General features: G+C 71.2%; 12 protein-coding genes. 10 read left to right on the top strand and 2 right to left on the bottom strand.

Translation table 11 applies throughout. The features are described 5' to 3' along the window. Window positions 1-3: 3 nt before the first annotated feature. The 8 genes from ACQUQF_RS22730 to ACQUQF_RS22765 all read left to right on the top strand — a co-directional run bounded on the left by ACQUQF_RS22730 (window position 4) and on the right by ACQUQF_RS22765 (window position 11,278). Window positions 4-1,035: a PstS family phosphate ABC transporter substrate-binding protein gene (locus ACQUQF_RS22730; RefSeq protein WP_435181556.1), complete on the top strand. Its 1,032-nt coding sequence runs from the start codon at window positions 4-6 to the stop codon at window positions 1,033-1,035. Between the two features lie 104 nt (window positions 1,036-1,139). After that, a complete protein-coding gene (locus tag ACQUQF_RS22735) occupies window positions 1,140-1,730 on the top strand; it encodes an AsnC family transcriptional regulator (protein WP_435181557.1) in 591 nt (196 codons plus the stop codon). A 407-nt stretch (window positions 1,731-2,137) separates the two neighbouring features. Continuing rightward, on the top strand, window positions 2,138-3,079 hold the full coding sequence (locus ACQUQF_RS22740) for a hypothetical protein (protein ID WP_435181559.1): 942 nt from the start codon (window positions 2,138-2,140) through the stop codon (window positions 3,077-3,079). Window positions 3,080-3,259: 180 nt separating this feature from the next. Next, entirely contained in the window at window positions 3,260-5,092 is a 1,833-nt protein-coding gene (locus ACQUQF_RS22745) for a sensor histidine kinase (RefSeq protein ID WP_435181560.1), read from the top strand. A gap of 86 nt (window positions 5,093-5,178) precedes the next feature. Next, a complete protein-coding gene (locus ACQUQF_RS22750) occupies window positions 5,179-6,936 on the top strand; it encodes a Rieske (2Fe-2S) protein (protein WP_435181561.1) in 1,758 nt (585 codons plus the stop codon). Between the two features lie 252 nt (window positions 6,937-7,188). Then, window positions 7,189-7,572, top strand: coding sequence for a helix-turn-helix transcriptional regulator (locus ACQUQF_RS22755; protein ID WP_435181562.1), 384 nt, complete (start codon window positions 7,189-7,191; stop codon window positions 7,570-7,572). A 183-nt stretch (window positions 7,573-7,755) separates the two neighbouring features. Next, on the top strand, window positions 7,756-10,380 hold the full coding sequence (locus ACQUQF_RS22760) for a heavy metal translocating P-type ATPase (protein ID WP_435181563.1): 2,625 nt from the start codon (window positions 7,756-7,758) through the stop codon (window positions 10,378-10,380). 127 nt (window positions 10,381-10,507) lie between these two features. Next, window positions 10,508-11,278: a class I SAM-dependent methyltransferase gene (locus ACQUQF_RS22765; RefSeq protein ID WP_435181564.1), complete on the top strand. Its 771-nt coding sequence runs from the start codon at window positions 10,508-10,510 to the stop codon at window positions 11,276-11,278. A gap of 105 nt (window positions 11,279-11,383) precedes the next feature. On the opposite strand, the gene ACQUQF_RS22770 is transcribed toward ACQUQF_RS22765, so the two are convergent. Further along, complete coding sequence (locus tag ACQUQF_RS22770; protein WP_435181566.1) at window positions 11,384-11,575, bottom strand: hypothetical protein; 192 nt, start codon at window positions 11,573-11,575, stop codon at window positions 11,384-11,386. Between the two features lie 97 nt (window positions 11,576-11,672). On the opposite strand from ACQUQF_RS22770, the gene ACQUQF_RS22775 reads away from it, so the two are divergent. Further along, window positions 11,673-11,807, top strand: coding sequence for a hypothetical protein (locus ACQUQF_RS22775; protein WP_435181567.1), 135 nt, complete (start codon window positions 11,673-11,675; stop codon window positions 11,805-11,807). A gap of 59 nt (window positions 11,808-11,866) precedes the next feature. On the opposite strand, the gene ACQUQF_RS22780 is transcribed toward ACQUQF_RS22775, so the two are convergent. Beyond that, window positions 11,867-12,781, bottom strand: a complete 915-nt coding sequence (locus tag ACQUQF_RS22780) for a hypothetical protein (protein WP_435181569.1) — start codon at window positions 12,779-12,781, stop codon at window positions 11,867-11,869. Window positions 12,782-12,996: 215 nt separating this feature from the next. On the opposite strand from ACQUQF_RS22780, the gene ACQUQF_RS22785 reads away from it, so the two are divergent. Further along, on the top strand, window positions 12,997-13,473 hold the full coding sequence (locus ACQUQF_RS22785; protein ID WP_435181571.1) for an Lrp/AsnC family transcriptional regulator: 477 nt from the start codon (window positions 12,997-12,999) through the stop codon (window positions 13,471-13,473). Window positions 13,474-13,498: the final 25 nt, after the last annotated feature.

Consider the following 13,498-nt stretch of genomic DNA (forward strand, 5'->3'; position numbering starts at 1 on the left):
CAAATGGACGCGACCGAAGGCGGACGTTCCGCGCGGACGAGTCGCCGCCGCGCGCTGGCCGCAGTCGGGACCGGCGCAACTGCGCTCGCGGGCTGCGTCGGCTTCGGCGGGAGCGTCGCGACGACGACCACCACGTCGACCGGCGACGACCTCGCGGGCACGATACACGTGGCCGGGAGCAGCACGGTGTACCCGGTGACCGTCGCGGTCGGCAACAGGTTCTCGAAGCGCCACCCCGAGGTGACGGTGTCGGTGACGCCGACGGGCACCGGCGGCGGGTTCGAGAACTTCTTCTGTCCGGGCAAGGCGCCGCTGAACAACGCCAGTCGGGCCATCCGCGAGGGGGAGCGCGAGGCGTGCGCCGACAACGGGGTCGACCCGCTCGCGCTCCGGATCGCCACCGACGCGCTCACCGTGGTGGTCAACGAGGACGCCGACTGGGTCGACTGCGTCACGCCGGCGGAACTCGGGGCGGTCTGGCGGGAGGACGGCGCGGAGACGTGGCGCGACGTGAACTCGGCGTGGCCCGACGAGCCGCTCGACCTCTACGGGCCGACGACCGCGTCGGGCACCTACGACTACTTCTCGGAGGCCATCCTGGGAGACAGCGCCCACCGCAGCGACTACGAGGGCACCGAACAGGACAGCACCATCGTCGAGGGCGTCAGCGAGTCGACGTACGGGATGGGCTACTTCGGGTTCGCGTACTACGACCAGAACCGGGACGCGGTGAAGGCGCTGGCCATCGACGACGGCGAGGGGTGCGTCGCGCCGTCGCTCGACACCGCCAAGTCCGGAGCCTACACGCCGCTGTCCCGACCGCTTTTCGTCTACGTGGACCGGAACGCCCTCTCTCGTCGGCTGATACGGGCGTTCTGCCGGTTCTACGTCGAGCAGGCCGCGACCGACCTCGCCGCCGACATCGGCTACGTGCCGGTGTCAGACGAGCAGGCCGCGGCCAACCGGGAGGCGCTCGCCGCGGCCATCGACGCGGCAAGGACCGACGCGGCGACGACCGACTCGCCCGACGAATAGCGGCGCTGTCCGCGGAATCCGCCTCCACCGGGCAGCCCGGGTCGGCTTCCGCCCCGAGGCGTGACGAAAAGTGTTTCTATCGTGGACACACAATTGCGTTGATAATGCGAGAGCTCGACGAAACAGACCTCGAAATCCTGCAACTGCTCGTCGCCGACGCCCGCCGCCCGTACAACGAGATCGCCGACGCGGTCGACCTCTCGCCGCCGACGGTCTCCGACCGGATCGACCGCCTGAAGGAACTCGGCGTCGTGCGGCGGTTCACCGCCGACCTCGACCGGTCGCTGCTCTCGGAGGGGGTCGCGGTGCTCGTCGACCTCCACGTCGAACCCGGCCGGGTCTCGGAGGTCCGGCGCGGCGTCGAGGAGATCGACGGGGTCGAGCACGTGTTCGTGACCGCGGGCGGGAACGTGGTGTTCCACGCCCGCCTGCGGGACGGCGCGGTCGAACCCCTGCTGGCCGACGCGCTCGACACCGACGCCATCCGGGAGTACGACGTCCGACTGCTCACCGACTCCGCCTGGCACCCCGAGCCCCGCGGGGTCGAGTTCGCGCTGGAGTGCGACGAGTGCGGCAACACGGTCACCAGCGAGGGCGAGTCGGCCCGCATCGACGGCGACCTCTACCAGTTCTGCTGTCCGTCGTGTCGGGCCCGGTTCGAGGAGCAGTACGAGGAGCTGCAGGAGGCGGCCTGAGTCGCCCGCCCGTCGGACTCCGCGCGACGACCGGTGGCCTGATCGCGGTCCGACGCCGTCCGTGCGGTCCACTGCGACGGTCCCCAGTGCGGTCGCGTCCGACGGCCGTGCGGTCTCGCGCCACGGCCGGCCGCGGTCGCGGCACCGTCGTCGGCGTCCCGCCCGGTCTCTTTCCCGCCGAGACGGGTGTGAATCAATACGTATCGGGAACACGAACATTTATGATGGCGCTTTCAGAACCACCGTGTAAGACGCGCGCAAGACGTCTCCTCGGCCGGTGTCGGACCGACGCCGCCGAGCGGTCGCGCGGCGCGAGGTGCTACCAGCGTGCACGGACGACACACTCACTCGGCGAGCGCCGGTCGCGGATTCCGTGACCGGCCGGGCCGTCCCGGAGGTGGTCGCCGGTGACCGACGCCGACCGCGACTTCGGACCGGGCGAGTACCTCTGCTACCGGCTGCTCGTGGAGCTGGAGGCGTCCCGGAGCTACCCGGTCTCGGGGTCGCGGTTCCACAAGCTCAGCTGCATCGCCGACCGCCACCTCGCGTCGGAACTCGGCCGCGATATCCGGTTCCCGCGCCACTGGTACGTCTACGGCGAGGTGGTCGACGAGCAGTCGCTCGCCGGCGACTTCTACATCGCGCCCTCGGCGAACCACTGGTCGGGCCGGCGCTACCTCCCGGTCGAGGACGTCCACGACTGGGAGTTCGACGTGGGCACCGAGGCGAGGGCCGACATCGACGCGGCGGTCGACTGGACCGTCGACCAGTTCGAGCGGAGCAACGCCGAGGCGGTCGAGACGTACCAGTACCGCCACCACGTCCCCAACGAGTTCATCCGGACGTACAGCGACCTCCGGACCCGGCTGAAGGCGGTCGACCTCAACGAGCAGTACACCCTCGGCGACTTCCGGGTGACCGACCGCTCGACGAAGGGGTTCGTGGTCGACTCGCTCGCGACGATGGTCGACACCTACCCCCGCGACGACTACCCCGAGGCCTACGAGCTGTTCCTGGAGTGGTACGACACCGTCGAGCTCCTGCTGGAAGCCGAGGACCCCGACTACGACGCGGTCGAGGAGTTCCTCGACTCGTTCGTCACCATGCTCGCCCGCGTGGAGCTGCGGTTCCACCATCGGCGCCACATCCCCGACGCCCGCATCCGGGTCTGGGAGGACGAGCGGCTCGACGCCAAGGAGACGTTCGCCCGGAAGCTGGCCGAGCGCCGGGCCGACCTCCTCGACGAGCGCGGGCCCGCGAGGACGGTCGACCCGACCCGGCGGACCGACGGGGCGGCCGACTCCTCGGCGTCGGTGTCGTTCTCGCGCCGGCTCGACTCGTTCGACTAGCCCCGCGGCCGGTCGCGGCGTCCGGTGTCGTCCGGTCACGCTCGGCGCCGTCGTCGATGCACAGGCTGGGAGTCGCCAGCACCGATCGGACGCCGCCGATTCGACCTAAACACCATTACATGTCCGCCCGCAGGCTTATCCGGCCAGTATCAGAAAACCGAGAGTAATGAGGGCCGACTGATGTCGCCCGCGGAGCCGCTGTTCGCCGCGGCGGTCGCCTGCGCCAGCGCCTTCACCGCCGTCACCGGCGCGCTGTTCTGGGGCCGGAGCGACGCCGCCGTGACCCGCACCCTGGCGGTGATACTCGGCGCCCACGCGGTGGTGGGCGCGTTCGTCGTCGGCCAGGTGTACGCACCGACCCGGGCGCTCTCGCAGCTCGCGTTCCACGCCCAGCAGCTCGTCGGCAACGCGATCCTGCTGCTCTGGTTCCTCTTCACGGTGCTGTACGCGGGTCGGTCGGAGTGGGTCACCCGGCGACTCCTGGGGGTGCTCGGCGTCTACTACGCCGTCGAGGCCGCGGCGGTCGTCACGAACCCGGTCCACGGGCTGGTCTGGCCGAGCTTCCGGCTCGTCACCGACCCCTTCCCCTACCTGACGGGCGTCCCCGGGGTCGGGTGGCTCGTCACGCTCCCGGGACTGCTCCTGTACGTGGCGGGGCTCGGCCTCCTCGTCGAACACCGCTTCTCGAAGTCCCGCCTCGGCCGGCGACGCACGGGCCTGCTCGCGGCGGCCATGACCGTCCAGCTCCTGCTCCCGTGGCTGACGGCCTTCCGGCCGCTTGGTCCCACCAACGGCGTCCTGGTGCTGGGGTCGGTGCTGGTGGGCGCGCTCGCCGGCTGGGCGGTGTTCCGCGGCGAGCCGTTCGACGTCGCGCCGGTCGCCCGGATGACCATCTTCGACCAGCTCGACGAGGGCGTCGTCGTGGTGGACCGCGAGCGCCGGGTCCTCGACTACAACCGCCGCGCCGAACGGCTGTTCCCGGCGCTGGCCGACGGCGCGGGCGACCGGCTCGACGACGTCGCGCCCGAACTCGTCGACGACGGCGAGGTCGTCGACCGAGCCGTCTGCTTCCCCGAGGGGGAACGCCGCGAGCTCGCGGTCGGCGTCTCCACGCTCGCGACCGGCGACACCGTCAGGGGCCGGGCGCTCATCGTCCAGGACGTCACCGAGCGCGAGCGCTACCTACGCGACCTCGAACAGCACGCCGACCAGCTCGAGCGCTTCGCGAGCACGCTGTCCCACGACGTGCGCAACCCGTTGAACGTCGCCCAGGGGAACCTCGAACTGGCGCTCGAGACCGGCGACCGCGAGCGCCTGGAGGCCGCCGACGAGGCGCTCGACCGCATCGAGGGCATCGTCGACGACCTGCTGACGCTCACCCGCGAGGGCCAGACCGTCGAGGGCCGCGAGGCGGTCCCGCTGGCCGACCTCGCCCGGGCGGCGTGGCGGACCACCGACACCGGGGACGCCGCGCTGGAACTCGACCTCGGCCCCGAGGTGGCCGTCTACGCCGACGCGACCCGGCTCCGGCGCGTCTTCGAGAACCTGTTCCGGAACGCCGTGAAGCACGGTGGATCACCCGAGGAGGGCGACCGTCCCGACGAGACGCCGGTCACCGTCCGGGTCGGCGCGCTGGGTGCCGGTTCCGAGGGGCAGGCGGGTGGTTCGGCAGACGAGCGCGGCGAGGCCTCCCGCGGCTTCTACGTCGCGGACGACGGGCCGGGCATCCCGCCCGGGGACCGCGAGCGCGTCTTCGAGTACGAGTACACCACGTCCGCGACCGGGACCGGGCTCGGGCTCGCCATCGTCGAGACCATCGCCAGCGCCCACGGCTGGCGGGTGTCCGTCGAGACCGGGGCGGACGGCGGCGCCCGGTTCGCGTTCTCCGGCGTGGACTTCGTCGACGCGTCCGCGACCGAGGACGGCCGGGAGCCGCCGGGCGACGGTTCCGGCGACGCGGACGGCGTGAACGGAGACGCTGCTGACGGCGACGCCCCGGTCTCGACGGAGTGAGTCGACGCCACGTCCGTAAATATAAGCACGATTACCAAAACTCGTTTCCGGGAACCGTTTTGAGGTGTGCTCACGAATCTCGGGGCATGGCGACGAACGACTCGAACGACGCCCCGGACGACGCCTCGTTCGTGCGGGTGGCCGACGCCGACGAGCTCCGCGAGGCGGGCCGGACGGTGGCCCGGGCCGACGGCCGCGCGCTCGCGCTGTTCCACCACGAGGGGGAGTTCCGCGCGGTGGACAACCGGTGTCCCCACATGGGGTTCCCGCTGGCGGAGGGCACAGTCGACGACGGCATCCTGACCTGCCACTGGCACCACGCCCGGTTCGAGCTGTCGTGCGGCGACACCTTCGACCCGTGGGCCGACGACGTCCGGGCGTTCCCGGTCGAGGTCCGGGACGGCGAGGTGTACGTCGACCCCCATCCCGACCCCGACCTGCCGCCGGTCGAGCACTGGACGAACCGCCTCCGGACCGGCCTGGAGGAGAGCCTGCGGCTCGTGCTCGCGAAGTCGGTCGTCGGGCTGGCCGACGAGGACGTCCCGTACACCGACCCGCTCCGGGAGGGGCTGACCTTCGGCGCGCGGTACCGCGAGGACGGGTGGAGCTCCGGGCTGACCGTCCTCTCGGCGATGGCGAACCTCCACGACGAGCTCCGCCCCGCGGACCGCAAGCGCGCGCTGTACACCGGCCTCACCCGCGTCGCCGAGGACTGCCAGGGCGAACCGCCCGCGTTCGACCAGCCGTCGTTCTCGGCCCGGGACCTCTCCCGGGACCGCCTCGAGGACTGGTTCCGCGAGACCGTGGCGGTCCGGGACCGCGACGGCGCCGAGCGGTGCCTCCGGACCGCCGTCGCCGTGCTCGACCCGGAGCAGGTCGCGGACATCCTCTACCTTGCGGCGACCGACCACCTCTACATGGACGCGGGCCACACGTTCGATTTCATCAACAAGGCCTGCGAGGCGCTCGACCGCGTCGGCTGGGAACACGCCGACGAGGTGCTGCCCAGCGTGATCCCGCGGCTCACCCAGGCGACGCGCGCCGAGGAGCAGTCGTCGTGGCGCCAGCCCGTCGACGTGGCCGAGCTCGTCTTCGACGCGTACGACGAGCTCCCGGAACTCGCCGACGAGGGCGCCGACGAGACCTGGGACGACCCCGACGGCTTCGTCGACACGCTGCTCTCGGACGACCCGGAAGAGATCGTGACCGCGATGAAGGCCGCGGTGCAGAACGGCGCGACCCCCGCGGAACTCGCCGGCGCGGTGGCCCGGGCCGCGGGCGTCCGCGTGGCGCAGTTCGGCACCGCCAACGAGTTCAACGACTGGGACACGGTCCACCACACCTACTCGTACGCCAACGCGGTCCACCGGGCGGCGCTCCGGACCGACTCGCGGGCCGGCTATCGCAGCGCGCTCGCCGGCGCGATGAGCGTCTACCTCGACCGGTTCCTCAACACCCCGCCGGCGCCGATCCCGGACGGGACCGAGGTCGACGCGCCCGACGACCTCCGCGGGGAGCTGATGGCCGTCTTCGACGAGGAGGGCGAGGTCGACCGGGCCGGCCGCCTCGTCGCGGCGTTCCTCCGGGACGGTGGGGACCCCGCCGAACTCAAGCGCGTGCTCGGCGAGGGCCTGCTCCGCGAGGACGCCGACTTCCACACGCTCCAGAACGTCGAGGCCGCCTTCAGCCAGTTCGACCTGACCGACGACGGCGCCGCGGCCCGGGTCCACCTGGTCGCGACCGCGCGCTACCTCTCGGCCCACGCCCCCACGCGCCGGTCGGCCGAGCAGACCTACACCATCGCCGAGCGGCTCCACCGCGGCGAGAAGGTCCACGAGGCCTGACGCGGCCGCCGCGCCGGACCGCCGGCGACCGCCTCACGTCCGACGGGCGGCGGCGCGGCGTGCAACGGTCCGGAACGGTCGGTCCGGCGCGTGCAACGGGCTATTCGATCGTTACCCGGACGGCGACGGACTTACGCCGCGTCTACGCGCGTGAACGGTCTGAACCCGGTCGAAAACGGTGCGAATCCGGCCGAACTGTCGCGTGGGTTTACCCTCGCCGCGCGAATAGGTTCGGGCCGGGGAAGCACAGACATGGGGTTTCTCACTACCGTCAAGGAGACCGTTCTCGGCGCCGACGCCGAGGGAAGCGACGACCGCCGCGGTCGAACCGCCGCCGACGCCGCCGGCGCCAACCGGTCCGGGCGGCCGTCGGAGGCGGACTTCGTCGTCACCACGGGCCGGACGCGCGCGGAGGTGCTCCTCCGGCTGGTCGAGGAGCGCGGCGGCCGGGTGAAGCAGGCCGACCTGGTCAGGCGCACGGGGTGGTCGAAGTCGACGGTCAGCCGCCACCTCGGCCGGCTGGAGGAGGACGGCGAGGTCGACCGCATCCCGGTCGGCCGGTGCAAGGTCGTGCTGCTCCCCGGCGAGTCGCCGTTCGGCGACCGCTCGGACCCCGGGGAAGCGAGTCGACCCTGACGCGGCCACCGACTCGCGCGACGAGCGCCGACCGACGTCACTGCGTGCTCGTCGAAGATTTAGAAACAAAAATTGGGGGCCGGGATCGAGTTATTCAGAAAAGGATTCTGGCCGCTGCCCCCTCGTTTGTAAGGGGAAACTCGCATTAAGCTGGCTCCCCTCTGTTAGGACAAGGAGAGCAACATGGCGCGCACTGCACACCTCGACATCCGAGGCATGAGCTGCGCCAACTGCTCGGGGACGGTCGAGGACGCCTTGAGCGAGTTGGACGGCGTGGAGTCGGCGAACGTCAACTTCGCCACCGACGAGGGCACCGTCGAGTACGACCCGGCGGTCGTCTCGCTCGCCGATATCTACGGCGCGATCGAGGACGCGGGCTACGAGCCGGTGGCCCAGCAGGTCGCGATCGGCATCTCCGGGATGTCGTGCGCGAACTGCTCGGAGGCCAACGAGACCGCCCTCGAGGACACCCCCGGCGTCGTCGACGCCGAGGTCAACTACGCCACCGACGAGGGGACGGTCCGGTACAACCCCAACGACGCCGACCTCGAGGACCTCTACGACGCCATCGAGTCGGCGGGCTACGAGCCGATCCGGGAGGACGACTCGGACGGGGACGGCGAGACCGCGGGCGACCGGCGCGAGGACGCCCGCAACGCCGAGATCCGCCGCCAGCGCAACCTCACGATCCTCGGCGCGCTGCTGTCGGCGCCGCTGGTCTTCTTCCTGCTCGAGCACTACCTGTTCGACGGGCTGCTCGCCGACGAGCTGTTCGGGGTTCCGCTGGGCTGGGTCATGTTCGGCCTGGCGACCCCGGTCCAGGTGCTGCTCGGCAGGGAGTTCTACGAGAACTCCTACACCGCGGTCGTGCGCAACCGGACCGCGAACATGGACGTGCTGATCGCGCTGGGGTCGTCGACCGCCTACCTCTACAGCGTCGCGGTGCTGTTCGACCTCATCGCCGGGAGCCTCTACTTCGACACCGCCGCGCTCATCCTGGTGTTCATCACGCTGGGCAACTACCTGGAGGCCCGCTCGAAGGGCCAGGCCAGCGAGGCCCTGCGCAAGCTGCTGGAGATGGAGGCCGACACCGCGACCATAGTCGAGGACGGCGAGGAGGTCGAGATCCCCATCGAGGACGTCGAGGTCGGCGACCTGATGGTCGTCCGGCCCGGCGAGAAGATCCCCACCGACGGCGTGGTCCGCGAGGGCGACAGCGCGGTCGACGAGTCGATGGTGACCGGCGAGTCGGTCCCGGTCGAGAAGTCCCCCGGCGACGAGGTTGTCGGCGCCACCGTCAACGAGAACGGCGTGCTCCGGGTCGAGGCCACCAAGGTCGGCTCGGAGACCGCGCTCCAGCAGATCGTCCAGCTGGTCAAGGAGGCCCAGAGCCGCCAGCCCGAGATCCAGCAGGTGGCCGACCGCATCTCGGCGTACTTCGTGCCCGCGGTCATCACCAACGCGCTGTTCTGGGCGGTGCTCTGGTTCCTCTTCCCCGAGGCGCTGGCGGGCTTCGTCCAGTCGCTCCCGCTGTGGGGGCTGGTCGCCGGCGGCCCGACGGTCGTCGGCGGCGGCGTCTCGGTGTTCGAGTTCGCGGTGGTCGTGTTCGCCTCCGCGGTGCTCATCGCCTGCCCCTGCGCGCTCGGCCTGGCGACCCCCGCGGCGACGATGGTCGGCACCTCCATCGGCGCGCAGAACGGCGTCCTCTTCAAGGGCGGCGACGTGCTCGAACGGGTCCGGGACGTCGACACGGTGGTGTTCGACAAGACCGGCACCCTGACCGAGGGCGAGATGCGGCTGACCGACGTCGTGGCCCTCGGGCCGCGCGCTGACGGCGCCGGCGACGCCGAGACCGCAGCGGACGGCGGCGACCCGGCGGCCGACGGCGGCACCCTCGAAGCGCCGCCCACGGAAACCGACGAGGACCGCGTGCTGGAAGCCGCGGCCAGCGCCGAGAAGGGCAGCGAGCACCCGCTGGCGGAGGCCATCGTCGAGGCGGCCGAGGAACGGGGACTCGACGTCGAGGACCCCGCGGACTTCGAGAACGTCCCCGGTCACGGCGTCGAGGCCACGACCTCCCGCGGCGAGGTGCTGGTCGGCAACCGCAAGCTGCTGGCCGACCGCGGCGTCGACGTCTCGCCCGCCGAGGCGACCATGGAGCGCCTCGAACGCGAGGGCAAGACCGCGATGCTCGTGGCGATCGACGGCGAGCTCGCCGGCGTCGTGGCCGACGCCGACACCGTCAAGGAGAGCGCGAAGCGGGCGGTCGCCGACCTCCGCGAGTCGGGCCGCGAGGTCATGCTGCTCACCGGCGACAACGAGCGCACCGCCCGCGCGGTCGCCGAGCAGGTCGGCATCGACCCGGACAACGTCCGGGCCGAGGTGCTGCCCGAGGACAAGGCCGACGCGGTCGAGTCGATCCAGTCGGAGGGCCGCAACGCGATGATGGTCGGCGACGGCGTCAACGACGCGCCCGCGCTGGCCGCGGCGTTCGTCGGCGCGGCCATCGGGTCGGGCACCGACGTGGCCATCGAGGCCGCCGACGTGACGCTGATGCGCGACGACCCCGCGGACGTGATGAAGGCCATCCGCGTCTCGGAGGGGACGCTGGCGAAGATCAAGCAGAACCTCTTCTGGGCGCTGGGCTACAACACCGCGATGATCCCGCTGGCCAGCCTCGGCCTGCTCCAGCCCGTGCTGGCCGCGGGCGCGATGGCGTTCTCCAGCGTGAGCGTCCTGACCAACAGCCTGCTCTTCCGCCGGTACACGCCCGACCGCGACTACGAGCTGCTCGGGTTCCTGCGGTAACTACGACTCTTCCGCCCTCTCTACTGTTCCGACGTCTCGCCCCGCTTCGCTCGGTGAGCGTCGACTCCGTGCGGAGACGTACCAAACCCGCGGAATACTGATACCGCCTGCGGCCGGAGGTCGGGCCGTGACCGAACACGGACGCGGGAACCGGCGACTCTGGAACGAGTGGAGCGACGACTTCCAGGCCCTGTGGAACGCGGACACGGCGGACGGAGAGCTTCCGCCGGCCCCGTCCCCGTTCGCGCCGGACGCTCCGGGCGGCCGCCCCGCCGACGTCCTCTCTACCGTCGAGGGCAGCGACTACGTCGAGTTGGGGTGCGGCGGGGGCCAGGGGAGCGTCGGCACGGCCGCACTGGGCGCCGAGACCGTCGTCGGGGTCGACTTCTCCGGCGAGCAGCTGCGCCACGCCCGGCGGTTACGGGACTTCTACGGCGTCGACGCCCGGTTCGTCCAGGGCGACGTGACGGACCTCCCGTTCGCCGACGACAGCTTCGACCTCGCGTCCTCCGAGGCGGTGTTCCAGATGGTCGACCGGCTCGACCGAGCGCTCGCCGAGGCCCGCCGCGTCCTCCGGGACGGCGGCGTCTTCGTGCTCAGCGTTCCCCACCCGCTCTCCGAGAACCTCGACGACGACACGGGGACCGTCGAGGGCGACTACTTCGATCCCGGACCGCGGGAGATCACGATCGACGAGGGCTACGAGTCGACGCTGACCGTCTTCGACCGCACGGTCGCCGACCTCCACGACGCCATCGTCGACGCCGGGTTCGAGGTGCGCCGGCTCGTCGAGCACAGGCGCCACGAGGTCAGGGAGAACGACCCGTCGGAGAGCGACCTCCCCGAACCCCTCTGGCGGGTGCCCCAGAGCGTTCGATTCTGGTCGGTCGCGGGATGAGCGGGGGCGAACGGTACCGGTTGCCGACCGCGGCCTCCGACTGGAACGCAGCGCGCGGCGGTCACCTGTCGACCCGGTGGCACCCGGGCGCTGTTCGGTGCCGCGTCACCGCATCGCCCGCCTGACGCCCTCGTACGCCACTCCGCCCTCGATGATCAGTCCGAGCGCGACCGCGGTGGCGCTGAGCGCGGTGAGCCGGAACCAGTCGAGCGACCAGGCCGCGAACGCGACGGCCGTCGCCGTCAGCAGGAGGTACAGCAGCGTCGGGAGCAGGGCCGCTTCGTCCATCTGTCTCACCGGTCGACAGTTCTCGCAAGCGAGACAAAAATCTAACTGGTCGGGGCGGCGTTCCGCGACGGAAACCTTGACGACCGTCGGGACCCAACTGTCGGCCATGTCCCTCCTCCCCCTACACGCCAATCACGCCGGCGGTCTCGACCCCGCCGCGGTCCTGGTCGGCGCCGTCCTCGGCGTCGCCGTCTGGCGGGGGATCCGACTGCTCGCCGCGCGCGACGGCCGGACCCGGTGAGCGAGGCGGGGCGAGCGAGTCCCAGCGGGCGAGGCGCCCGCGGTCCGTCACGCGGACGCTCAGAACAGTCCCGTGACGAACCCCAGGCCCATGAGTATCAGCACGGCCGCCGAGAACGCCGGCAGGTAGGCGGTGTACCGCTCGACCCGCTGCTCGTACCGCTGGTAGCCCGCGATGAGCAGGAGCGTGAGGGTGACGATGCCCGCGACGACCGTCAGCGCGTAGGTGGTCATCAGCGAGAGGCAGTAGCTCGACCCGGCGCACATCGCGATGATCTCGAACTCCTCCTCGTGGGCGAACCCGAGGACGAAGGCGAACCCCGCGATGCCCCAGAGCCCGCGCTCGGCCGCCTCCTCGGCCGAGCCGTGGCCGTGGCCGTGGCCGTGGCCGCCGACGAAGGGCATGGCCGTCTTCAGTCTGCCGAGCAGACCGCGGTCGCCGTGGTCGTGAGCGTGTCCGTGGTCGTCGTGCAGGTGCTCGTGACCGTGGCCGGCGTCGTCCTCGTGGCTGTGCCCGTGGTCGTCGTGGCTGTGACCGTGGTCGTGGCCGTGGTCGTCGTGGCTGTGACCGTGGTCGTGTCCGTCGTGGTGGTGGGACTCCTCGTCCCCGTGGTCGTGTCCGTGGGAGTGGCTGTGCCCGTGGAAGTACTCCCGGACGCCGAGCAGGATGAGGACCGCGCCGGCGACGATGCCGACCGGGCCGCCGAGCTGGACCCCCAGGAGCTCGATCGGTTCGTTGATCTGAGTGAGCTCGAAGTAGCGCTTGGCGAAGAAGAAGACGACCACCATCGCGATGCTGCTGACGAGGTGGCCCACCCCGAGCAGGAGGCTCGCGGCGAAGCCCGCGAGCCACTTGTTCGACTGGTCGAGGGCGTAACTGGCCGCGACCGGCCAGCCGTGCCCGGGCTCGATACCGTGGGCCACGCCGAGCGCGACCGCGCCGACGAACAGTCCGACCGCGTCTCCCGGTACCATTCTCGCCGTGAGGTAGGGAGACCGGACCTAAACGGGTTGTTATTACCGGATCGGGGTCGGCGTAATACCGGCGGGCAGGCCGACGCGCGGTCGTCTCCGTCGGGGCGGGTATCGTCACCGCCTCCGCGCCCCGACGGGGTCGCAGTTCCCGTCCGTCGCCGCCTCGGACGGCGCGACAACAAGTTTCATTTGGGGGACCGAAGAACCGTCACTGGATGAGTGCCGACGACCTCGACGAAGTGGACCGGGGGATACTCTACCTCCTGCAGCAGGACGCGCGGAACCTCACGCCGGTCGACATGGCCGAGCGACTGCCGGTCTCGGAGGGGACGGTCCGGAACCGCATCGAGAAGATGGAGGACCGTGGCGTCATCCGGGGGTACGTGCCGACCCTCGACTACGAGGCGGCGGGGTTCCCGCTCGAAGTCGTGTTCACCTGCACGGTCGCGGCCGACCGGCTGGCGGACGTCTCCGAGGCGGTGCTGGAGGTCCACGGCGTCGTCAACGTCCGGGAGCTGCTCGCCGGCCAGGGGAACCTCCAGGTCACCGGCATCGCCACGGACCTCGCGGACGTGATGGCGATCGCGGCCGAACTCACCGAGCTGGGCGTGACCGTCGAGTCCCAGCGGCTCACCCTCGACGAGCACGTCCAGCCGTTCAACCACCTGGGCCAGGACGTCCCGGAGGACTGATTTCGGCGTCGCCGACTCCTGACGT

Source organism: Halorussus sp. AFM4 (genome assembly GCF_051194995.1).
Lineage (GTDB): Archaea > Halobacteriota > Halobacteria > Halobacteriales > Haladaptataceae > Halorussus.